This is a genomic window from Streptomyces sp. PT12 (assembly GCF_003311645.1).
Lineage (GTDB): Bacteria > Actinomycetota > Actinomycetes > Streptomycetales > Streptomycetaceae > Streptomyces.
The window spans coordinates 1-22,888 of sequence record NZ_QEST01000095.1; the positions used below are offsets into that span (position 1 = coordinate 1).

A 22,888-nucleotide genomic window follows, 5' to 3' on the forward strand; every position below is an offset into this window, starting at 1 on the left:
CACCAATCCATGAACTACGCATCCCGGACTTGACGAAAGACATAGAGGCACCCCCCGGCGGCGCGATCGAAGGGCCGACGGCCGGGCGGGAACCTCGCCCGCCCGTCGGCCGACTATCTCTCCATGGGCGGTGGACGGCGGTGACACGGGCCTGGCGTGGCCTCGCCCGCGCCCAACTCGCGCTGCTCATGGGCGGGTTCCTTGTCAACGTCGGCACCTTCGCCGTCTACCCGTATCTGGCCGTCCTGCTGCGCGAGCGGCTCGGCGCCGGGATGGCCCAGGTCGGCGTCGTCCTCGGCGCGGCCACGCTCCTCCAGTTCGCCAGCGCCCCCTTCACCGCAGCGTTCGCCGAACGCGTCGGGCTGAAGCGGGCGTTGTCGCTCGCCACGTGCCTCTACTGCCTGGGCGCGCTGACCTACCTCGGCGGCGCGGACCGCCCCGCGCTCATGGTGCTCGGCCTCTTCCTCAGCTGCGGCGCGGGCGCGCTCTACTCGCCCGCCTACCGCGGCTACCTGGTGCACGCGGCCACGGACGCGCAGCGCCCCCGGCTGGTGTCCGCGGGCAACGCCGCGGGCCAGCTCGGCATCGCCTGCGGCCCCGTGGTGGGCGCGCTGTTCCTGCACGAGCCGGGGCGGCTGTTCGCCGCCACCACCGCGCTCTACGCCCTGCTCGCGCTCGGCCACGCCGCTCTGCGGCCCGAGGAGCCCGTGCGGCCGGGCCTGAGCCCTCCCGCGGTCGAGCCGTTCTCGCGGGTGCTCCACGGCCTGGCGCGGGTGCCGTTCGCGGCGACCGTCCTCACCCACTACCTGTACATGCAGTTCTACCAATACCTGGCGGTCTACGCGGAGGGCCGCCTGCCAACGGCCGTCTACGGCCTGGCCATGACGGGGTACTCGCTCGGCCTCGCGGTGCTCCAGCCGCTGGTGGCCCGCCGCGTCGGGCGGGCGGGCCACCCGGCGGCGATGGCGGTCGGCTTCCCGGCCATGGCCGTCGGCATGGCGGCGTTCGCCACGGGCCACGCGGCAGGAGTGGCGTGCGGCGCGGCGGCGATGAGCGTCGGCACCGCGGTGCTGTTCCTCAAGAACGACCTGGAGGCGCTGGCGCTCTCGGAGCGGTCGGCCACCGTGACCTTCGGCCAGCAGCGCCTCGCCGTCGGCGTGGGCGCGTTGCTCAGCGGGGTGATCGGCGGCGCCGTGTACGGGATGTTCGAACGCGCCGACGCGCTCGGGGCGTTCTGGCTCGCCGTCGCCGCGCAGTGCGTCCTGCTGCCGCCCCTCGCGCTCGTGGCGGGACGCCTTGTCAGAGGAAGGAGGACAGCGCCACGATCAGCGCCACGACCAGGATGAGCGGCACGACCACCGCCGCCGCCACGAAGCCGGTCAGCCGCGGGCGCGCCTCGAAGAACGGCACGATCCCCGAGGAGGTCACGGCGAGTTGACGGGCGGTGACGGGCGCGGCGGGCCCGCTCACCGGGAGCCCCAGGTGAGCGGCCAGCCGGTCCAGGTCCTCCCCGGCGTAGGTGCCGCCGTTGAGCCTGACGACGCCACCGCCCTCGGCGTTGAGCACGAACACCGCGGGAAACGGCAGCCCCCGGGCCGGGACGAGCCTCGCCCGCACCGCGCGCGCCGCCTCAGCCCGCGCGTGGACGCGGCTCCGGAACACGCCGAAGGACTCGACGCGCCGCTCGGACACGACGACGCGGACCCGGGACACGCGCACCCACAGCAACGCGCACACCGCCGCCGAGACCACGGCGGTCACCAGCAGCGCGGGCGCCCCGCGGCCCCCGTGCCTCAGGAGGGCGGGCCCTTCGGCTTCTCGTAGACGGTGACATGGGTGCCCTCGGCGCGGAACGGCTCATGGCGCCAGCCGCCCCACCGCTCGCGCCGTTCGAGACCGGCGAGACGGGCCATCAGGTCGAGCTCGCTCGGCCACGCGTAGCGCATGAACGCGGGGGCCAGGCGGATCCCCTTCTCGGTGATCAGCACATGCTGGCCCTCGAAGCGCTGCTCGACGGGGTCGTGGCGCACGGCGGTGAGCCTGACGTGGCCCAGGCCCACCTGGTGCGCCGCCACGCGCTGGTTCCGCTCGTAGCGCCCCACGTCGGGCATCGGGCACTCCAGCACGAAACGGCCGCCCGGCAGCAGCCGCTCGGCGACGCGCGCGAAGCAGCGGACTTGGTCCTCCTGCGTCATCAGGAAGAAGAACGTGGAGAACACGACGAAGACCATGGCGAAGAGCTCGTCGGTGCCGGGGTCCACATCCGCCATGTCGCCGATGGCCACCGGGATCCGGTCGCCGCCCGGCTTGGCCCGCAGGCGGGCCACCATCGCCTCCGACGCGTCGATGCCCCTCAGGTCCACGCCGAGCGCGGCCAGCGGGAGCGTCACCCGCCCCGTGCCCACGGCCAGCTCGAGCACCGGGCCCTTCGGGCCCTCGTCGATCAGCTCGGCCAGGCACCGCACCGCGTCGGTGGGGTCGAGATCGGCGTGCCACTCGTCGTAGACGTCGGCGTTCAGCTCGCCATAGGTATGGGGACCGTAGTTCTCCATGCGGCGTCCTCCCCGAAGGTAAGTTCAGCGGTAGACGTGCGGTACACGGCGGAACAATGAAAGGGTCGGCCGCGAGCGTCGTGGAGTTCCGCGGAGGCCGGGCGCGTTTCGGATTTCCGTCGGCTTGAAAAGACGGACACATCGGTGGGAACTTTTCCGCACGTCCCCGCGACGGCGGGGACGTGCGGAAAAGTTCCCGCGGCGTCAGGCCCGGTCGGCCGACTCCTCCGCGCGGCCCTCCGCCGGGGTGGCGGGCCGCGACGCGGCGGTGGCCCGTGGCCGCAGGCGCAGGACGACCGCGACGACGGTGAGCGTGAACAGCAGCAGGCCGACCCAGATCACCCACTTCTCAGGCCAGGGCGCGAGCGAGCCAGCGTCGGGGGAGCGCCCGCCATCCACGCCGGTGACGACGACGGCCACGAGGCCGACGACCGTGGCCGCCGCGGCCAGCCTCCCGGCCACGCGCGCGCCGACCGGCAGCGCGTGTTCGCGGCGCCTAGGGCCGCGCGGCCTGAGCCGTTCGCCCGGGCGGGCCGGGGCCATCAGCCGGATCAGCAGCAGGGCGGCGAGCGGGATCTGGAGCACCCACAGCAGCGTGCGGAAGCTGCCGTCGTACCACGCCTGGCTGCTGAACAGCAGCGTGTGCCAGATGCTCAGCACATAGACCACGATCACGAAGCGGTGCAGCGCCAGCCACAGCCTCGACCCGGTCCTGTGCCGCAGATAGAACGCCAGGCCCAGCGGGATGGCCAGGTAGAACGCCAGCAGCCCGATCAGGATCGCGACACGGCCCGTGCCGGTGGCGTAGCCGCCCGGCACCCAGACGTCGACGAACGCGGTCCACACGCTGCGCCCGAACGACCACCTGGTCTGGTTGTCCCTGATCTGGTCGGTGAAGAAGAAGAACGCGTGCATGAACGTCAGCCCGATGGTGGTCAGGCTCGTGGTGCGGTGCCACTTCTCCAGGCGCGCCGCGGGCAGCCAGCCCCAGCGGGGTCGCGGACCCGAGCGCAACAGGCCGAATATCACCGTGATGTAGGCCCACAGCATCGCCGACCAGCCGAACGCCTGGCACATCCAGTACATCCAGAACTCGTCGGCGTCCGCGAGCATCGGCATGATCTTGACGGTCGCCGACGAGCCGTTCTCCACCCGCGCGTAGAGCAGCCAGTAGAGCAGCCCGGTGACCACGAGGGCCAGCGAGGCGTCGGGCACCGCGCCGCGCAGATCGGCGCGCAGCCCGGCCCAGTCGAAACGAGCGCGGCGTTGATCGCCCTGCCGGAAGGAAGGCGTCGTGGACCCGGAGACCTCTGCCATCACTCAACTCCACTTTTCGTATGGCGCGCCGACGGGCCATTCGAAGGGGAACGGCCCGCGGCGACGTTGTCGGTCCCGCGCTCCCGGACAAGAAGCGTAACGGCGATGTACCCGGGGCGGAAGATGTTGATCCGGTTCCGGAATCCACGGCAATCCCGAGAAAATCATGCCTGAATTGCGGGCATGGGCGGCCCGCGAAAAAAATGGCTCCGAACGGGAACTGATCGGCCGTTCCCGACGACGCGGGGGGACGGGCCCCGCTCCGCCGCGCGCCCAACCCGTGGTCGACGGGTGGTTGACAGAGGGCGGGTCCTTGCCCGAAATCTACTGCTGTCCCCCCACGACCGTCCGACAGCGGCAGAACGAACGAAACGCGAGGTGAGGGCCTTGGCCTCCGCTACCGAAAGGGCACTGGGCAGGCTGCTGAGCAAGCATCGGACCGACAACAGGCGCAGAGGCAGGGCGGCGCTGCGCGCGCTCGTCCCCGGCGCGCTCGCCGTGGGCGCGTCCGCCGTGGCACTCGCCGCGGGGCTCCCCGGATACGCCGCCGGGCTCCTGCTCGCGGCTGGCCTGGTGGGAGCGGTCCGCGGCACCCTTCTGGCCGTGGACCACCGGCGTCTTGGCGGCGAGGTGTTCGCGGTCCGCGAGCGCGGCGCCGTCCACCGCCGCGGGGGCAGGGTCACGGCCATCCCCTGGCGGGACATCGCGGCCGTCCGTATCAACGACCGGGCCCGCGCGCTGCGTTGGCTCTCAGGCCGCGACGTGGTCGCCCGCGTGGTGCTGGGCGGCGGCCGCTCGCTCGCCATCACCGGCTTCACGCACGACGCGCTGTCCCTGGCCCATGAGCTGGCCGCCCGCGCGGACGCGGGCGCCGACGCCGACACCAGAGCCGACGCCAGCGCCGACGCCGTCCCGCGGCGGTCCTGACCGCTCGCGCCAACGGCGTGCCAGCGGGATCAGCGCGCGCTCCCCGGCGAGGTCGCCAACTCCGGGATGCCCAGGGCTGTTTCGCAGCCGTAGAGCAGAACGCCCACCGACCAGGCGTGCGAGAGGGTCAGCAGCATGCCCTTCGCCTGGAAGCAGTCGGTCTGGTAGAAGCGCTCGCTGACCATCCCTCGGTAGGCGTTGAAGTCCCCGTCGGCGCGGGCGACGAACTGCCGGAAGCAGTCCAGGTTCTCCCGCGCCGAGCGCAGCAGATACGGGTCGCCGAGGTGCCGGGCCAGCCGGATGGTCTCGGGCAGGCACACGAGGCCGAACGCGTGCAGGTGCTGGTTGGACGGCGACGCGGTGTCGGCGCCCCTGGTGCGGAACCCGTAGTGGCCCAGCAGGGTGTGCGGGGCGAAGTGCACGTCGTAGGTGTAGCGGAAGGTGAGCGTCCAGTCGGCCGCGCGGCGGGCGAGGTCGAGCCAGCGCGGGTCGCCGGGGTCGGCCTCGTGGAGCAGCGTGTAGGCGATGATCGCGTTGTAGCCGTCCTCCGACGTGGGCGCCAGGGAGACGTCCTCGGGCGCCCCGCACAGGAACTCCGCGCGCACGTCCGCCGCGTGGGCCGCCCCGGCGTGCCGCGCCGCGGCCAGCGCCCCCGGGTCGCCGAACGCCTCGGCCGCCTCGACCAGCGGGGCGATCCAGGCCAGACCAGCGCTGCCCTCGTACGACAGCGGCGCGCCCGTCCGCGTGTGGTGCGCCGCCGCCATGCGGCCCGTGGCGGCGTCCTGGCCGCGCACGGCCACGGCCAGGTTGGAGCGGATGGCGCGCTCCCACGCCGGGTGGTCATGGCCACCGGCGCGTTCGGCGCGCAGGGCCCGCAGCAGGAACAGCGTGGCGTCGCCGAGGGTACGGGCGTGCAGCCGGGCCGGGTCGCCGGTCCAGCCCGCGTCCCAGCCGCGGTCCTCGGTCCACTGGCCCCAGAACGTGCCGCCCGGGGTGAGCCGCCCCGCGATGTGGTCGAGCACGGCCTTCGCCGCCCGCGCCTTCGGCCCGTCGCCCGTGCGGCGGGCGTGCAGGAGCAGCGCGTGCGCGTACGGGGTGCCGCTGACCCACGAGACGTGCATGGCGCGCCGGTCGCCCGCCGCGCCCAGCGCCTCGCGGTCGAACGCCGCCGTCTCAAGCAGCACAGGCGGGTCCGCCCTGTAGTGCCAGCGGTGCAGGCCGTGCGCCGCGAGTTCCGCGGCCCGCGCCACCCCGACCCATGCGGCGGGCGCGGCGGATGGGCCGTCCCCGGCGCGTTCGGCCAGCTCCCGCAGGACAGCGGCGTAAGCGTGCGGGTCGGCGTCCAGCAGGTGGACGGTGAAGCGCAGCGTGTGCGCGGCGCCCGGCTCCCAGTAGTGGAGCGGGGTGTCGGGCGGCAGCGGCGTCGCGGAGCCGTAGTAGGTGATGGGCTCCTCCCGGTAGGGCGCGTGCAGGCGCAGCGCGGGGCGGTCGCCTTCGAGCAGGGCGAACCCCACGCCCTGCCCGCCGAGTTCGCCCCGCTCGGCCAGCGCGAGCGCCGCGCCGCCCGCGCGGTCGCGGGCGAAGACCGCGGGGGTGGCGCAGCGGTCGGCGCGCAGCGACCAGGCGTCGGCGGTCATCGCGCCGGGGTCGTGGACGCCCCGCTCGTACCTGGGGTAGCGGCGGGTGCAGTGCGGGAGCCGGTTCTGCCCGTAGAACGCCCCCGGTATCAGCCAGCCGGGGTCGTCGGCGGGGCCGAGCCGCAGCTCGACGCGCAGCCCCGCGTCCACCGCGCCGCGCCCGGTCCGGCGCACCACGAGCTCGGCGTCGCGGGCCGACGCGCCCTCGGCGGGCGGCGGCCCGAGCAGCAGCCGGGCGGCGAACCCGTGGGCGGCGCCGGTGAGTTCGGCCGAGCCGTCGGCGCGGGTCGCCGCGCGCCCCACCGGGATCGGCAGGCACTCGCCCTCGCCGGTCAGCAGCGCGGCCACATAGGGCAGCACCGCCTCACCGCCGCCGCCCCGTTCGCGCAGCGCCACCGCGCCAGGCGCCCCGCTCACGCCTGGCCCGGCCTCTCCAGCAGGTCGGTCTCGACGACCGCGCGCTGCGGGTCGCGCGGGACGCGGAACGTCTTGATCTCGCACGGCCCGAACGCCGCCTCGATCACCCGCCCGCCGAGCATCGGCAGCGCGATGCGCGCCGTGGTCGCCCGCCCCGCCGACTCGTGGGCGCGCACCACGACGTCGCCCGCCCGGTCCTCGTCCTCCTTGACCACGGTGACGACCACGCTCCCCGCGCCGTCGTCGGCGTGCGCGGCGCGCTGCGGCAGCGGGCCCTCGTGGAACGACTCGAGCAGCGCGAACGCCGGCTGGTTCAGCTCGGCCGCGCGGCGCACCGGGTCGGCCGCGCGCCAGTCGCCGCCGTGCGGGATCAGCAGCAGCCTGAACTCCTGCCGCCCCTGGTCGAGGTACTCGTAGACGCCGTCGGGGTCGAGCTCCTTCGGCTCGTGCCAGGCGTAGGCGGGGCTGCGCAGCGCCGTCACCCCGATCTCGCCGCCGCGCACGTCGTGCCCGTGCTTGCCGTCGTTGGCCACGGTCAGCCCGGCCCGCCCGCCGCTTGGCAGGATGCCGCTGACGTCCACCCACGCCTGCGTGGGCTCCTCCGTGCCGTCGGGCACGCGCTCCAGGTGGCCATAGGGGATCTCATGGGTGGCGGTGACCTCCGCCAGCGCGGTCGGGAAGCGCAGCTTGAGCATCCTCAGCCGCTCGTGCCAGTCCACGGCGACGCGCACCTCGACCTGCCGCGACCCGGCGGAGAGCACCAGCTCCTCGGCGAGCGTGGAGCGTTCGAAGCGGCTCTCGACGCGCAGCACCGCCCGCACCGGGCCCGTTTCGACCAGGCGCACGCGCGTGCAGCGGAACGAGCCCGCGACCCGGTCGTAAGCCCGCACCCGGTGGCCCCAGGTGTCGGACGGGTCGTCGATGACGACGGCGTGCGGCCCGGGGCGCGGGGGCAGCAGCTCGGTGCCGCTCGCCTTGTCGTACAGCGAGGACAGCCAGCCGGTCGCGGGGTCGACCGCGAGGCGCACATGCTCGTTCTCCAGCGTGGTCGCCGTCGCCGACACAGGGCCCCGCGCGTCGGGGGCGTCTTGGGCGCCGCCCGGCAGCAGGTGGTAGACGCGGTGGCCAAGCGGCGGAACGGTGGCGCGGAAGGCCACGCGGCCCCGCGCGCCCGCCATGGTCGCCTCGGAGCGGGTGAGCTGCACGGGAACGGGCGCCCCCGCCTCGTCGGCGAGCCGGGCCCCCGCGGCGCGGCCGTACTCCACCTCCACATCGGCGTTCAGCTCCCACGGGTGCGGGTTGAACACCACAAGCGGCTCGGTCGCCTCGCGCAGGGGGATGTCGATGCGGCGGGCCACGGCCTGCGCCGAGCGGTTGAACACCTCGGCCGCGAGCGACCTGGCGCGGCCGTAGTCGTCGCGGGCGTCGTCGTAGGCGGAGCGGATGGCGGTGCCCGCGAGGATGTCGTGGAACTGGTTGAAAAGGACCAGCTTCCACGCCTCGGCGAACTGCCCGTGCGGATACGGCTCCCCGGCCACGGCGGCGGCGACCGCGGCCCACTTCTCGGCGCGTTGCAGCTCGTTCTCGGCGCGGCGGTTCCACGCCTTGACCCCGGAGTGCGAGGAGTAGCAGCCAGGCCCGTGGTGCTGGAGCTCCCCGGCGTGCACGGGTATGCCGTCGCGCCCGCGCAGGCGCGCGAAGTACGCCTCGGGGTGGCTCAGCGCCAGCCGCGGGAGCCCGCCGAGGCGGCGGATGGAGTCCAGGTTGGCCCTGGTCGGGCCGCCGCCGTGGTTGCCGACGCCGTAGAAGACCATCAGCTCGGGCTCGTCGGACGGCATGAGGGCCAGCGCCTTGTCCAAGTGGTGGCCGATGTCCTCGCCCGGGGCGCAGTACTCGTTGGGCAGCCGGTAGGCCAGGACGCGGGAGCCGTCGGGCGACTCCCAGTGGAAGAACTGCCCGGGCAGCGCCATCTCATGGGGCCCTGGGCGCAGGAACAGATAGCCTTCGAGGCCCGACTTGCGCAGCAGCTGCGGCAGCATCGCATGGTGCCCGAACGGGTCGACGTTGCAGCCGATCGTGGCGATCGCGCCGAACTTCTCCAGCAGGTAGCGCTGCCCGTACAGGGCCTGGCGGACGAACGACTCGCCCGACGGCACGTTGCAGTCGGGCTCGACCCACCAGCCGCCGACCATCCGCCAGCGGCCCTCGGCCACGCGCGCGCGGATGGCGGCGAACAGCTCGGGGTCGTGCCGCTCGATCCACTCCAGGTACATCACGGAGTCGCACGTGAAGACGAAGTCGGGGTACTCGTCCATGCGGTCGATCGCTGAGCGGAACGTGGCGCGGATCTCCTGAAGGCCCTCGGGCCAGCGCCACAGCCACACCGGGTCGATATGGGCGTTGCCCACCAGGTGCAGCGTGCGCCGCGTGGCGACGGGGCCGGGCGCGGCCGGCTCGGGCGTGGCGGGCTCGGGGGCGGCCGGGCCGGGGGCGGCCGGGGCGGGGGCGGCCGGGGCGGGGGCGGCGGGGTCGAGGGAGGTCATCTGGTCTCCAGCCGGTCGTGGTCGGTCGCGGCGGCCCACGCGTCCACCTGCTCGCTGAGCAGGTGCAGCAGCGTCAGGTGCATCTCCTGGACGCGGGCGGTGGCGGCCTCGGGAACGATCAGGGCGTGGTCGGCGTGCGCGGCGGCCGGGCCTCCGCCCTCGGTGCCGCCGCCGAACAGCACGGTGACGGCACCGGCGGCGCGCGCCGCGGCCAGGCCGCGCACGACATTGGGCGAACGGCCCGACGTGCTGAAGCCGATGACCATGTCGCCGGGCCGCGCCAGCGCCTCCACCTGCCGGGCGAAGACGTCGTCGAACGCGTGGTCGTTGCCGATGCAGCTCACCACGGACGGGTCCGTGGACAGCGAGACCGCGGGCAGCGGTCTGCGCTCGCGCAGATAGCGGCCGATCAGCTCGGCGGCGAGGTGCTGGGCGTCGGCGGCGCTGCCCCCGTTGCCGAACGTGTAGAGGCGCCCGTCGCCCTGGTAGACGGCGATCAGCCGGTGGGCCACCTCCTCGAGGGCGGGCAGCAGGGCGCGCGTGCGGGCGGCCGTCGCGAGGTGGTCGGCCAGCTGCCGGGACGGGGGAACGGGCGGGGTGGGCGGGGCGGACATGGAACTCCAGGGTGGCGCGTGGCGGTTCGGCGGGTCGGTACGACGGAGATCGGGGTCGGCGGGCTCATCGGGGCGGCAGGCGTTCGAAGGCGATGGCGGCGGCGCCCAGGACCCCGGCCTGGTCGCCCCCGGCAGCCGTGGTCAGGCGGACGGTGGCGGCGGCCGGGCCCATGGCCCGCTCGGCGACCCGGCGGCGCAGCGGCTCCATCAGCAGCTCACCGGCGCGGGTGACGCCCCCGCCGAGGACGACGAGCTCGGGCTCGAAGACGTTGACGAGGGAGACGAGCCCGGTGCCCAGGGCGTCCAGGGTCTCCTCCCACACCGCGGTGGCGACGCCGTCGCCCGCCCTGACCGCCGCCGTGACATCGGCGGCGGTCAGCGGGTCGCGGTCGGCGAGCGCCGTCGCCACGCCGCGCGCGCGGGCCTCGGCGACGGCGGCGCGGGCGCGTTCGGCTATCGACGTGCCCGAGGCGTACGCCTCCAGGCAGCCGGTCCGCCCGCAGCTGCGGCACGCGCGGTGGCCGTCGGAGCGCACGGTGAGGTGCCCGGGCTCGCCGCCGTTCCCCGCCGCGCCTCGGTAGGTGCGGCCGTCGAGCACCATGCCGCCGCCGATGCCCGTGGAGACCGTCAGATACACCAGGTGGCGGGTGCCGCGCCCGGCGCCGAAGCGCCACTCTCCCGCGGCGCCCGCGGTGCCGTCGTTGTCCAGGACGGCGGGCAACCCATGGGCGTCCTCGGCCAGTTGGACGATGGGCACATCCGTCCAGCCGGGCAGGTGGGGCGGGGCGAGCAGGACCCCGGCGGTGGAGTCCAGCGGCCCGCCGCAGCCGATGCCCGTGCCCCGCAGATCGCACGGCGCGGCGCCCGCCGTGCCGAGCACCGCGCGGCCGAGGTCGAAGAGCCGCTTGAGCACGGCCCGCGGGCCGTCCCGCACGGCGCTCGGGCACTGGGCGAACGCCAGCGTGGTGCCGTCAGCCGTGACGACCCCGGCCGCGAGCTTGGTGCCTCCGATGTCCAGGGCGAGGACCGCGTCGGCGGTGTGGGGGTGGTGGTGCGTCATCAACCCTTCCGTCCTGTGGTGGCGATGCCCGAGGTGAACTGCCGCTGGCACACGAGGAAGACCACGATCATCGGCACGGTGACCACGACGCTGGCCGCGCACACGATCTCCCACCGCATCTCGCCGCCCTCGCCGAACTGGTCGAGCACGGTCTTCAGCCCGCGCGGCACGGTGAACAGGTCGGGGTCGCGCAGATAGATCAGCGGCCTGACGAGGTCGGTCCAGGCGGCCTGCACCTCGAAGACGAACGTGACGACCAGCGCGGGTCGGCACAGCGGCACGGCGATGCGGCGGAACATCAGCCACCAGCCCGCCCCATCGATGCGGGCCGCGTCGAACAGCTCGCGCGGCAGGCCGAGGAAGAACTGCCGCAGCAGGAAGATGTAGAACGCGCTGCCGAAGAGGTTGGGCGCCCACAGCGGCACCTGGCTGCTGGCCAGGTGCAGCGAGTTCCACACGAGGTACTGCGGCACCATCAGCACGACGGCGGGCAGCATCATGGTGGCGATGACCAGGCCGAACAGCGCGTTCCTGCCGGGGAATCGGAAGTAGGCGAAGCCGAAGGCGACCAGCGCGCTGCTGATCGTCACGGCCACGGCGGCGGCCAGGGTGACGGTGACGCTGTTGACGATCCACGTGGCCAGGGGAACGGCGTCCCAGATCTCGGCGTAGTTGTCGAAGCGCCAGTCCCCGGGGAGCAGGGAGTTGTCGAAGACGGACTCCGAGGGCTTGAGCGAGGCGCTCACCAGCCAGAAGAACGGATACAGGAAGATCGCCGAGGCGCCGGTGAGGGCCAGCGCGCGCAGCGCCCCGCCGATCGGCCCCGCCTGGCGCCGCCCCGGCGCGTGGCCGCGGCGCCCTGGGCCGCGCCCGCGCGGCGCCCGGTGGCGGGCGGGCGGCGGCGGTGGCGGGGGAGTGGTGGACACCGGGGTCGTCGTCATCGCGTGTCCCCCTCGTACTCGTAGTGGACGAAGCGCTTGCTGAGCCGGGCCTGGAGGACGGTGATCACGAGGATGACCAGGAAGAGAAGCCAGGAGAGCGCGGACGCGTAGCCCATGTGCATGAACTGGAACGCCTGCTGGAAGAGGTAGACGACGTAGAAGAGCGCCGCGTCGCTGCTGTACGTCTGGGTGTTGCCGGTGCCGTAGAAGGCGGTGTACGCCTCGGTGAACGTCTGGAGCGAGGCGATCGTGTTGACGATCAGCGTGAAGAACAGCGCGCCCGATATCTGGGGCACCGTGACATGGACGAACGACGCCCAGCGGCCCGCGCCGTCGAGCTCGGACGCCTCGTACAGCTCCCTCGGCACGTTCTTGAGCGCGGCGAGATAGATGACGACGGTGGCGCCCACGGCCCACAGCGTGGTCAGGACGAGGCCGGGCTTGACCCACGAGCTGTCGGTCGTCCAGCTCGGGCCCGTGACGCCGATCAGTCCGAGGGCCTTGTTGACGACGCCCGCGTTGCCGTTGAACAGGAGCAGGAAGAGGATGCCGACGGCGACGGACGGGGTCATCACCGGCAGGTAGAAGACCGTGCGGAAGAAGCCGGAGGCGCGGCCGACGCGGAGCAGCAGCATCGCGAGGGCCAGCGCGAGCGCCATGGAGAGCGGCACGCGCAGAGCGGTGAAGACCAGGGTGTTGAGCAGCGAGGTGGCGACCGAGGGGTCGTCGAAGAGCTGCCGGTAGTTGTCGAGGCCGACGTTGCGGGTGGGGCCGATGCCATCGTAGTTGGTGAACGACAGGACCAGGCTGGCGATCATCGGGCCCGCCGTGAGCAGGGCGAAGCCAACGAGCCAGGGCAGGATGAACAGGTAGGCGGCGCGCGTGTCGCGGTGGCGCCACGAGGCGAGCCAGCGGCGGGCGCGTGCGCGGGCGCGGCGGTCAGGCGGCGCGGCGGGGGCGATCGGGTGGGCGGTCACGGCCGGTTCACCTCTCTCCCTGGTAGGCGAGGTCAAGGGCGGTCTGGGCGCGGTCCTGGGCCTCTTCAAGGGCCTGGCGCGGCTCCTTGTCGCCGGAGAGGACATGGTTGACCGCGCTCTGCCACGCCCTGCGGAACTCGGTGCCCGCGCCGTTGGCGGGGACGGAGAACGAGGCGTCCTGCACCGCGTCGATCAGGAGGCTGGCCTCGTCGAACGCCGCGCTGCCCGTGGGCTCCCAGATCTCCTCGCGGATGACGCGGTCGGCCTCGACATTCCCTGTGAAGTCGCCGATGTAGGGCGACCCGGCGGCCCTGATCTCCCCCGCCTTGGCGGTCGCGGCCTCGATCCAGGACTCGGCCGCGGTCATCGTCGTGATGAACTCGCACGCCTCGTCGGGGTGCGCGCTGCCCTTGGGGATGGCCCAGCTGGCGCCCGAGACGAAGTTGATCGGGCGCCCGTCGCGGCCCAGGAAGGGCTCGGTGCCCAGGGGCACGTCGGGGGACGCCCCGGCGAGGACATTGATGTACCAGTCCTCCATGGGGTAGGCGCCGATCTGGCCCTGGGCGATCTGGTTCTCCGCGCCGAACTGGTCGAACGAGTCCCGCAGCGACTTGAAGCGCCCCCAGCCGCCCTGGGCGTCGATCAGGCCCACGGTGTACTCGAGCGCTTCGACGACCTCGGGGCTGTCCAGGCGGGCGGTGCGGCCGTCGTCGCTGATGAGCGAGCCGCCGTTGGCCTCGACCCACAGCGGGAAGAACTCGGGGATCTTGGGGTCGAACCCGATGCGGGTGAGCAGCCCGCCGTCGCGGGTGTGCAGGTCGTCGGCGAGCCGCCGCAGGCCCTCCCAGTCGGAGGTGTCGACCTCGGTCCTGCCGTCGCCCGCCTCGGCGAGCACGTCCTGGTCGACCAGCAGCAGGCGGGTGTCGTAGGAGTCGGGCAGGCCGTAGACCGTGCCGTCGAGCGTGGCCTCGTCGATGGCGCCCGCGCGGTAGTCGGCGGGGTCGACGCCCTGGTCGTCGAGGCAGTCGGTGAGCGGCACGAGCGCGCCGCGGGCCGCGTAGCCGCCGATGAGGGCGCGGTCCATGCGGACGGCGTCGGGCGGGTCGTCGGCCGCGACGGACGAGAGGAACTGCTGCTCGTCGAACGCGCCTTGGTTGACCTGGACGTCCAGGGGATCGAGGGCGGCGGTGGCCAGCTCCACGCGGACGGCCGAGAGCGCGTCCCCCGCGGTGAAGCCCATGGTGCTGAACGTGTCGGGCTCGTCGGCGAACGTCACCCCGCCGCAGGCCGCGAGCGTCAGCATCCCGGTGGCCGCGGCCAGGGCCGGGAGGCTCCGGCGCGAACGCGGGCGCGGGCGCGAACGTCGTCGAGCGCGCCCCGAAGTGCGCCGGTGTGGTGGTACCGCCATGGTCACTCTCCCTTGAGCCGGGGTGACGGACGCCATATGGCATCGATCCCATGTGGGAACGTAGTCATATCGGGTCGCGGGCGTCAACAGCCGGGACACGGCGGATTGTCGGGGCGGATGGTGGGGATGGATCGTCGGGGCGGGAGGCGCGTCAGCTGGTGCCGACGTCGGCCCCGGGCGCGCAAGCGGGTGCCGCGGTGGAGCCACGCAGCACCAACTCCGGGCGCAGCGTGCGGGTTTCGGGGCGGCCATGGCCGCCGTCGACGCGCTCGATGAGCAGCTGGGCGGCGCGGTGGCCCATCTCGTACACCGGCTGGCGCACCGCGGTCAGCCCGGGCTCGACCACCCGCATCCACGTCAGGTCGTCGAAGGACACCATGGAGCAGCGCCCCGGCACCGCGGCACCGCGGCGCTTGAGCTCCTGCCAGACCGCCTCGGCCATGACGTTGTTCGCGGCGAAGACGGCGGTGACGTCGGGGTTGGCGTCGAGGAACGCCGCGACGTCGCGCCGCGGGTCCTCTGGGTGCAGGCCCAGGTCGAGCACCAGGCGGCGCGCCAGCGGGACCCCCGCGGCGCGGTGGGCCGCGCGATAGCCCTTGAGGCGGTTCCTGCCGGTGTCCCACACCGTCTCGTCCACCACGACGGCGATCCGCCGGTGGCCCAGGGCGAGCAGGTGGCCCACGGCCTCGCGGGCGCCGCTCTCGCTGTCGATGATGACCGCGTCGCAGCCGCGCGCGCCCGAGCGCCGGTCCACCTCGACCACGGGCGTGCCATGCCCGACCAGCAGATCCGTGGCCTCGCGGCCGACCGGCGCGAGCAGCACGCCCGCGGCGCGCATCGCCAGGAACGCCTTGGCCCCGCGCACCGCTTCGGCCTCGTCGCCGTGGTCGTCCACGAGCACCACCTGGTGCCCCGCCGCGGCCACGGTCTGCTCGACGCCCGCGGCGAGCTGGGCGTAGAACTGGTTGCGCAGGTCGGAGACCAGCAGGCCGATCAGCCCGCTGGAGTGGCCCTTGAGCGTGCGCGCCGAGATGTCGGGCACATAGCCGAGGCGGGCCGCGGCCTCCTCGATCCTGGCCTTCAACTCGGGCGCGACATAGCCGTGTCCGGCCAGCGCGCGGGACGCCGTGGACTGCGAGGTGCCGACCTCGTCGGCGATCTGGCGCAGGGTGACGCGCGCACGCCTGCCCCGCCCGCCGCCCGGCGCCTTCCCACCGGTCAACGCGGCTCCCCCCGCGCCTCTTTCCGCTCCTCGTCCCCGCCCGCCGCGCGCCCGGCCCGCCAGCGCGCCCAACCGGCGCGCAGGGCCGCGTAGTCGCTCTCCTCCAACGGCTCGCCCGTCCTGTCGACATGGGTGGCGGCATAGAGCGCGGGCACGCCCAACTCGTGCTTGACGGCGGCGTAACGGCGCCACTGGTCGCGGTCGGGCGCGCACCAGTCGTCGGTGTCGACGGGCGTGCCGGGGCAGGAAGCGGCGGCCACGGCGGCCCGGTAGCGCATCTGGGGAACGACGGGCGCCCAGGGCTCGGGATCGTCGAGGCGCAGCATGTCGTTGAGCCGGATCATGTCGGTCACCGCGGCGAACGCCGGGTGCGGGGTGTGGGTCACCACCAGCGCATCCCGTTTCGCCTCCTTCGCCGCACCGTGGATCACGGTGAGCTGATCGTACAGCAGCGCCACACCCCACCCCGTTCCATGGCCCGTGAGGCAGGCCCCCGACGGGGTGTCAGCGGTGAAGTCGATCTTGAGCCCATCGGCGTCGAGGCCATCGGGGGAGAGCATGCGGGCGACGTTCTCCGCGAGCCTGGCCGCGGCCCCGGGATGGCCCGGGTCGAGGGCGACGGGCCGCCCGTCCGGCGTGCGCACGCAGTGGGCCGCGGGCGCCCCCTCGGTGGCCCAGGCGCGCCACCACAGCAGCACCCGCTGGCCTGTGGCGTGCCGCTCGGCGATCCAGCCACGCAGATCGGGCCACTTGGCGGGGTCGGGGTGCCAGGAGGCATACACGCGCTGCCACTTGTCGTCGATGACGACCGTGCCGGGCACCAGGCCATGGGCGCCGAGGGCCGCGAGGTGGGCGTCGTACTCGGCCCGCGTGGACAGCTCGGGCGCGGGCCGTCCCGTCTCCGCCGCCCGGTGGCACTGCGCGCCCCAGCCGCAGAACATCGGCTCGAACCACCAGGCGGGGCGCTCGCCCCGGCCCTGCGCGCCGTCCGCCGCCTCGGGCGCCCACGCGCGGGCGGCGAGCCAGGCCCGGTGGGCGCGCAGCCCGGCGTAGGGGTCGCGGTGGCCGGGCGAGAGCAGCAGGGCCGGGGTGCGGAAGGAGCCGGAGACGCGCGTGTGGCCCTCGTAGGCGAGCCTGAGGTGCCAGCCCTGGTCGGATGGCACATAGTCGCAGGTGGTGAAGGTGAGTTCGCGGACGGGGGCGCCGAGGCCCGCGGTCAGCCAGGGCCGCGCGCCCGCGGTCTCGGGCGGGGCGTCGTCCGGCAGCGGCGTCGCGGTGAACGCGAGGCAGAGCGGCGCAGGGGTGAAGAACCAGTGGCCGCGCCCGGGGCCCGCGTCCCCGCACACGCCCAGGGTGGCGCTCTCGCCCGCGCCGCGCACCAGGCGGCGCGGCGGCCCTGGATTGGGCGTGAACAGCGTCGACCAGGCGTGGCCGCTGGGCCGCGGGCCCCCGCCGCGCCCGCCGAACGCGGCGCGGGTGGCCAGCAGCGCGACCTCGTCGAGCAGCCCCTCCCCCCGTACCTCCCACGTGAGTTCGGGCCCATCCGGCGTGCACACGACGCGGGTGGCGGCCGCCTCCCACGCGGTGCCGCGGCGGGTGACGGTGACGACCGGGTGCGGGCCCGCGGTGTCCAGCTGCGGTGGGTCGACGGACAGCGTCTCGTCGCGGACGCCGACGCGGTCGAGGGCGCCGCACAGCTGGAGTTCGAGCCGATGCCCCTCGGCGTCGAGCACGGCGGTGCGGCCATGGGGCGCGACGGTGAGCCGATAGCCGGGCCCGACGATGCGCAACGACCCGTCGTCGGCCCGGCGCGCGTCGCACGTCTGTTGTTTCCTCGCTTCTCCGCCCGCCGTGCGAGGAGCGGCTTCCGTGCCAGGCCGCCGCCCGTCGGCCCGGCCCGCGTCGCTCGTGCGCTGTCCCCTCAACGGACGTTCACCAGCGCCTCGGCCTGCTGCCCGAACCGCGTCCGCCCCACGGTCAGGTCCGCCGCCACGCGCAGCCGCTCGGCGGGGGGCGTTCCCATGGGCACCCGCAGCGTGAACTCCACGACCGCCTCGCCGCGCGGGCCCAGGTCCACGCGGGCGAGCGGCGGATCGGCGTGCCAGCCGTCGGGCAGCGCGAGGCGCACCTCGGCGCGCTCCCCGCGGGGGAAGGGATTGCGCACCTCGACCTCGAAGCGCGCCTTGCCACCGGGCGGAACGGTCGAACGGTACGGCGCGATCCTGGCCCCGAAGCCCTCGGCGCCGAAGTCGACATCGGCGGGCAGGATCTCGCGGTGCAGCCGGGCCAGCTGCTCGCCCTTGGCCAGCAGCATCTCGAGATAGGCGTCGGTGACCGCGCGCGGCGCCCAGTGGCCGCTGATCATCAGCTCGGGGCGCAGGCGCAGGTACAGCTCGGCGCTCCTGGTGAAGTCGTCGACGCGGAAACGGTTGCGGTACTGGTAGTTGAGCACCTCGGGCCGCAGGCCCGGCTCCCACTCGGTGGTCTGCTGGTCGCCCGTCGCGATGACGCGGCGGCCGTCCACCGTGAAGGAGTAGGCGGCGGCGTAGAGGGTGTGCCCCGGCAGGTCGTGCACGCCGATCTCGTACTCCCGCCAGCGCACGGGCGCGTCGAGCCGCAGCCCGCGGTCGACCGGGATCGGGTCGTACCACAGGCACGGCAGGTCCCAGTGCTCGGGCCGCGCCAGGACGGGCGCGATGTGGGCGGGCGCCCAGACCTCGGTGGAGTGGACCTCGCGCAGCAGGTTGAACCCGGCGACGTGGTCGTCGTGGTAATGCGTGGGCAGGGCCACCTCGACCCGGTCGACGCCGTGGTCGCGGCGCAGCGCCTCGATCGAGGCGAGCAACGGGCGGCGCGAGGCGCGGTCATGGCCGCCGGGCAGGCCCGTGGTGAGGTCGTAGCCGAAGTCGAGCAGCAGCGCCGCGCCCTGGTCGGAGAGCAGGGCGTAGGACGTGGCCACGCTGGTGGTGTTGCGCAGGAGGTGCGGCGTGACCTCGGCCCAGGGGTGGGCCAGGACGCGCTCGGGGTCCCATGGCGTGCGGCGGTTCATGTCGAGCAGTTCCGTCAGGCGCGAGCGGAGCCTGGCCACGGCCCCGGGCGGGTCGGTGACGGGCTCGCCATGGGAGGGGAGCAGCAGATCGGGCCCGTGGCCCAGGAGCTGGAGGCACGACAGAACGGTGGCGGCCACGCCCTCCTTGCCCTGGTTCTCGTGGAAGCCGGTGTACGCCCACTGCGTGGCGGCCAGCGACCACAGGCGCCCCTCGCCGTGGATCAGATCGCCGACGAACGCCAGGCGGCGCCCCTCGACGTCCACCAGGTAGCCGACGGAGCCCGGGGTGTGGCCGGGCAGCGGCAGCGTGTACACCTCGGCGTGCCCGTAGCGCGCGGTGCGGTACTCGGCCGCGGTGCCGGTGACCGGCACCTGGCGCAGCAGGGAGAAGCGGTCCTGGCGGACGTCGTAGTCGTTGTCCAGCGGGCGGGTGCGCCAGTGCTCGTCCACGCCGGCGATCAGGTCGCGCTCGACCGGCGGGACCCAGACGCGGATCCCCGCGGCGTGGGCGCGGGCGAGGCCCTGCACCTGGTCGCGGTGGTGGTGGGTGACGAGGACGTCGGTGACCTCGTCCACGCCGTAGTCGGCGAGCCGGTCGAGCACGGCGCCGTCGCCGAAGTCGATCAGTACGGCCCGCCGTCCGCTCCGCAGCACATAGACGTTGCAGGTGTCGCGGAAGCGGAAGACATCGGTGGCGACGCGCACGAAGAAGGCCCCTCCCTTGGCACTCCGGGGTCGGTCACCGTTATGGGATCGATCCCAGATGGGAACGATGTCATCTGCTTTCCACGCGCGTCAACAGGCCGCGAAGCGCGGCGGCGGGGCGTTGCGCGCCAGGGCTCCCGCCCCGAAGCTCAGACCCCGCGGTGTCCCTCGGCGTCGCGCAGAAGGTGGAAGAGCGTCGCGTCGAACGCGGCCTGCCCCGCGCCGACGGCCACCGGCACCGCCGCGGGTCCCTCGCTGGGGCGCGGGGGGCGCAGCAGGTCGCCGATGCTCGCCGCGAGGCTCATGGCCAGGCCCTCGTGCCCCTCGTCCCACGCCTGGTCGACGGCGGCGCTCAGCGCCGCGCGCTCCGTGTGGAACCACGCGAGCGGCGCGTCGATCAGCTCGTGCGGGTCGGCGGCGAACCGCGCCCCGCGCGCGGCGCCGTGCAGCCGCGCCCCGGCCTCGGTGGCCAGCGCGAGCCACGCCTCAAGCGCCCGCAGCACGGCCGAACGCCGCTGGGCCGCCGGGATCTCGGCCTCGGCCCGCTCCCTGGCGTACAGGCGCGCCAGCGGGTGGTAGCGGTAGCGGGGGTGCCCGGCGTGGTCCCAGCCCGCGATGGCGACGAGGTGGGCGTCGACCAGGCGCTCGATCCGTTCCTCCGCCTCGCCCTGGTCGGAGCCGAGCAGGGGCGCGGCGGCCCAGGCCGCGAAGTCGGGCGCGCGAAGCAGGCCGAGGAGGGCGAACGTCCGCCGCTCGCGCGGCGCCAGGTCGCGATAGCCGCTGGCAAGGGTGGCGCGGACGCCGAGGTCCCCTGCCTGGAGGACGTCCAGGCGCCGCCGCTCCTGGGCGAGGCGCCGGGTGAACCGCACCAGGTCCCCGCTGGTCTGCTGTGCGAAGCGGGCCGCCGCGATCCGCAGGGCCAGGGGCAGCCGCCCGCACAGGGCGGTGATCTCGCGGATCGCGCCGTGCAGGTCGGCCCGCTGGCCCGCGGGCATGACGCGCTCGAAGAAGACCACGGCGTCGTCCACGTCGAACGCGTCGAGCGTGAGGTGCTGGGCGGCCTCGAGACCGGCGAGGCGCCGCCTGCTGGTGACCAGCGTCGCGTTGCCGGGATGGCTCGGCAGCAGCGGGCGGACCTGGGCCTCGTCAAACGCGTCGTCCAGGACGATCACCAGGCGCCGCCCCGCGCACCCGGCGCGGAAGAGGTCGCCGCACTCCACGGTGTCGTCGGGGACGGCGTCCTCGGGGACATCGAGCGCGCGCAGGAAGCGTTGCAGGACGGCGAGCGGCGGAACGGGCCCGCCCTCGCCGTCGCGCAGCCTGGCGTAGAGGTGCCCGTCGGGGAACGCCTCGGCGACGCGCCGCGCGGCGTGCACCGCGAGCGTGGACTTCCCCACCCCCGGCATGCCCGAGACGACCAGGAGCGGGGGCGCGTCACCGCGCGCCGTGGTGAGCACGTCCCCGATCCGCGCGAGCTGGGCGGCCCGCCCCGTGAAGTCCGCGATGCCCGCGGGGAGTTGCGAGGTGGGCGGGGTGGCGCGGCGGGGCTCGGGCGCGCCGTCGTCGAGGTCGAGCCAGGGCTCCCTCGTCAGGATCGCCTCGTGCAGCCGCCGCAGGTCGGGACCCGGGTCGAGGCCCAGCTCGTCGGCCAGCAGCTCCCGCCCCTCGCGGTAGGCGCTCAGCGCCTCCGCTACGCGCCCCGACCGGTAGAGCGCCAGCATCAGCAGGCCGCGTAACTGCTCGCTCAAGGGGTGGTCGGCGACGAACGCCCGCAGCTCGCCGACGAGTTCGGCGCACCGCCCGAGGGCGAGCTCCGCCTCGGCCTTCCTGAGGAAGGCGTCGACCCTGCGCTCCTCGAGCGCCGGGGCCTCGCTCCTGATCAGCTCGTCGGTGCCGTCCGCCAGCGGCCGCCCCCGCCACAGCGCCAGGGCGGTGCCCAGGATCCGGACGGCCTCGGCCCGCCGCCCGGCCGCGACCGCCGACCTGGCCGCGGCGGTCAGCCGGTCGAACTCCGCGAGATCCGACTCGTGTTGGCGTAACGGCAGCAGATAGCCGCCGCCCCGCCGCGCGATGCGGTCGTGGCCGAGCCTGGCGCGCAACTGCGAGACATACTTGTGCACCTGCGACATGGCCGTCGGCGGCGGGTCCTCGCCCCACAGCACGGCCACCAGGTGCTCGGCGGGGACGACGCGGTCGGCGCGCAGCAGGAGCGCCGCGAGAACGGACCTGACCTTCCTGCCGCTGAGCCTGACGACGGCGCCCCCTCGGCGCACCTCGATGGGGCCGAGGATCCGGAAGCTCAATCTGTCTCTGGTCATCTCGATTCCGGCCGGGGGGGCACGGCGAAGTCCGGGGGAAGTCGGGGGACTTCCGGGAAATTCCGTGCCGACAATCTTCATGGATCCGCCGAGCCGCCACTTTATCCGCGCTCGGGGAACGCTACAAGTCCGCCGTGCGACAGGGGCGTTGCCGCGGAGGAAGCCACGCGTGCCACGGGCGCGGCGACTTCCGCGAACACCGGGCCCGACAGAAGCCGATGGGAAGGATATGGGTAGCCGCCGCGCCTAGGGTTGCCGTCGATCAATGGCGAACGCGCCCGTGCGCCGTCGTCCGCGCGGTCATCCGCGTGCGGGCGGGGGAGCGCGCCGCGGGCGTGTGACGGCGAAGGGGGATTGCGGGTGTCCAGGGTCGTGGTGGTCAGTGGAGGCGGAACGGGGATAGGCCGTGCCATCGCCGAGCGGTTCGCCGCGGGGGGCGACGAGGTCTTCGTCCTGGGGCGGCGCCCCGAGCCGTTGGAGGCGGTCGCGGCGGCACACCCGCAGTCCGCGGTGCGCGCCGTTCCCGTCGACCTGACGGACACCGACCAGGTGATCGAGGTCGGCAAGCGGCTGGGCGAGCGGACGGTCGACGTCCTGGTCAACAACGCGGGCGGGATCGTGCGCGACGAGGAGCCGGGCCTCGCGGGCGCGTTCGACGGCTTCCGCCGCACGCTGGAGCGCAACCTGCTGTCCGCCATGATGCTCACCGAGGCCGTGTGGCCCTCGGTGCGCCGCCCCGGCGGGCGCGTGATCAACATCAGCTCGATCGCCGGTCAGCGGGGCGGCGGCGACGCCTACGCCGCGGCCAAGGCCGGGATCATCGCGTGGGGCTACGACCTGGCGGCCAGGGGCGGCGGCGAGGGAATCACCGTCAACACCGTGTCACCCGGCTATGTGCAGGACACCGAGTTCTTCAACGCCAGGGGCCGCTCCGCGCGCCACGACGCGCTCGTCGGCCAGACCCTGCTCGGCCGCGCGGGCACGCCCGCGGATGTCGCGGGGGCCGTCCACTTCCTCGCCTCACCGGACGCCTCCTGGATCACAGGGCAGGTGCTCGGCGTGAACGGCGGCGCCCTGCTGGGCCGCTGAGATGACAGCTTCGGCGGCAACACGCGGCAATCCCGCGCAACGCATTCTCTATGTTTTCCCCGACCGCGGTTCACGGGCCGCGGGCGAATGGGAGCGGAACGAGTTCTGGCCC

At 74.2% G+C, this 22,888-nt stretch carries 17 protein-coding genes; 3 read left to right on the forward strand and 14 right to left on the reverse strand.

Annotated elements, in window-relative coordinates; all coding sequences use genetic code 11:
• Positions 1-140 precede the first annotated feature (140 nt).
• On the forward strand, positions 141-1,346 hold the full coding sequence (locus DEH69_RS10670; RefSeq protein ID WP_220131220.1) for an MFS transporter: 1,206 nt from the start codon (positions 141-143) through the stop codon (positions 1,344-1,346).
• On the opposite strand, the gene DEH69_RS10675 is transcribed toward DEH69_RS10670, so the two are convergent.
• The 3 genes from DEH69_RS10675 to DEH69_RS10685 all read right to left on the reverse strand — a co-directional run bounded on the left by DEH69_RS10675 (position 1,300) and on the right by DEH69_RS10685 (position 3,869).
• Entirely contained in the window at positions 1,300-1,761 is a 462-nt protein-coding gene (locus DEH69_RS10675) for a hypothetical protein (protein WP_113686704.1), read from the reverse strand. The genes DEH69_RS10670 and DEH69_RS10675 overlap by 47 nt on opposite strands.
• Before the next feature lie 32 nt (positions 1,762-1,793).
• Positions 1,794-2,552 carry a class I SAM-dependent methyltransferase gene (locus DEH69_RS10680; protein WP_113686705.1) on the reverse strand — a complete coding sequence of 253 codons (759 nt, stop codon included), beginning with the start codon at positions 2,550-2,552 and terminating at the stop codon, positions 1,794-1,796.
• A gap of 204 nt (positions 2,553-2,756) precedes the next feature.
• Positions 2,757-3,869 carry a ferric reductase-like transmembrane domain-containing protein gene (locus tag DEH69_RS10685; protein ID WP_113686706.1) on the reverse strand — a complete coding sequence of 371 codons (1,113 nt, stop codon included), beginning with the start codon at positions 3,867-3,869 and terminating at the stop codon, positions 2,757-2,759.
• A gap of 387 nt (positions 3,870-4,256) precedes the next feature.
• Between DEH69_RS10685 and DEH69_RS10690 the strand changes: the two genes are divergently transcribed.
• Entirely contained in the window at positions 4,257-4,796 is a 540-nt protein-coding gene (locus DEH69_RS10690; RefSeq protein WP_147255513.1) for a hypothetical protein, read from the forward strand.
• A gap of 29 nt (positions 4,797-4,825) precedes the next feature.
• On the opposite strand, the gene DEH69_RS10695 is transcribed toward DEH69_RS10690, so the two are convergent.
• The 11 genes from DEH69_RS10695 to DEH69_RS10745 all read right to left on the reverse strand — a co-directional run bounded on the left by DEH69_RS10695 (position 4,826) and on the right by DEH69_RS10745 (position 21,687).
• The gene (locus tag DEH69_RS10695) at positions 4,826-6,850 is read right to left on the reverse strand and encodes a hypothetical protein (RefSeq protein ID WP_147255515.1); all 2,025 of its coding nucleotides are present in this window, start codon (positions 6,848-6,850) and stop codon (positions 4,826-4,828) included.
• Complete coding sequence (locus DEH69_RS10700; protein ID WP_113686709.1) at positions 6,847-9,393, reverse strand: alpha-mannosidase; 2,547 nt, start codon at positions 9,391-9,393, stop codon at positions 6,847-6,849. The genes DEH69_RS10695 and DEH69_RS10700 overlap by 4 nt, the downstream gene beginning before the upstream one ends.
• On the reverse strand, positions 9,390-10,007 hold the full coding sequence (locus tag DEH69_RS10705; protein WP_113686710.1) for an SIS domain-containing protein: 618 nt from the start codon (positions 10,005-10,007) through the stop codon (positions 9,390-9,392). The genes DEH69_RS10700 and DEH69_RS10705 overlap by 4 nt, the downstream gene beginning before the upstream one ends.
• A 64-nt stretch (positions 10,008-10,071) precedes the next feature.
• Complete coding sequence (locus DEH69_RS10710; protein ID WP_113686711.1) at positions 10,072-11,067, reverse strand: ROK family protein; 996 nt, start codon at positions 11,065-11,067, stop codon at positions 10,072-10,074.
• Entirely contained in the window at positions 11,067-12,008 is a 942-nt protein-coding gene (locus DEH69_RS10715; protein ID WP_113686712.1) for a carbohydrate ABC transporter permease, read from the reverse strand. The genes DEH69_RS10710 and DEH69_RS10715 overlap by 1 nt, the downstream gene beginning before the upstream one ends.
• A complete protein-coding gene (locus DEH69_RS10720) occupies positions 12,005-12,985 on the reverse strand; it encodes a carbohydrate ABC transporter permease (protein ID WP_220131221.1) in 981 nt (326 codons plus the stop codon). Before DEH69_RS10720 ends, DEH69_RS10715 begins: the two co-directional genes overlap by 4 nt.
• Positions 12,986-12,992: 7 nt before the next feature.
• Positions 12,993-14,393, reverse strand: coding sequence for an extracellular solute-binding protein (locus DEH69_RS10725; RefSeq protein WP_113686714.1), 1,401 nt, complete (start codon positions 14,391-14,393; stop codon positions 12,993-12,995).
• A 151-nt stretch (positions 14,394-14,544) separates the two neighbouring features.
• On the reverse strand, positions 14,545-15,615 hold the full coding sequence (locus tag DEH69_RS10730; RefSeq protein ID WP_258534581.1) for a LacI family DNA-binding transcriptional regulator: 1,071 nt from the start codon (positions 15,613-15,615) through the stop codon (positions 14,545-14,547).
• Positions 15,612-17,540, reverse strand: a complete 1,929-nt coding sequence (locus DEH69_RS10735; protein ID WP_220131222.1) for a hypothetical protein — start codon at positions 17,538-17,540, stop codon at positions 15,612-15,614. Before DEH69_RS10735 ends, DEH69_RS10730 begins: the two co-directional genes overlap by 4 nt.
• The gene (locus DEH69_RS10740) at positions 17,537-19,369 is read right to left on the reverse strand and encodes an MBL fold metallo-hydrolase (protein ID WP_113686717.1); all 1,833 of its coding nucleotides are present in this window, start codon (positions 19,367-19,369) and stop codon (positions 17,537-17,539) included. The genes DEH69_RS10735 and DEH69_RS10740 overlap by 4 nt, the downstream gene beginning before the upstream one ends.
• Before the next feature lie 149 nt (positions 19,370-19,518).
• Complete coding sequence (locus tag DEH69_RS10745) at positions 19,519-21,687, reverse strand: AfsR/SARP family transcriptional regulator (protein ID WP_181727362.1); 2,169 nt, start codon at positions 21,685-21,687, stop codon at positions 19,519-19,521.
• A 360-nt stretch (positions 21,688-22,047) separates the two neighbouring features.
• On the opposite strand from DEH69_RS10745, the gene DEH69_RS10750 reads away from it, so the two are divergent.
• Positions 22,048-22,776: an SDR family NAD(P)-dependent oxidoreductase gene (locus DEH69_RS10750; protein WP_220131223.1), complete on the forward strand. Its 729-nt coding sequence runs from the start codon at positions 22,048-22,050 to the stop codon at positions 22,774-22,776.
• Positions 22,777-22,888 lie beyond the last annotated feature (112 nt).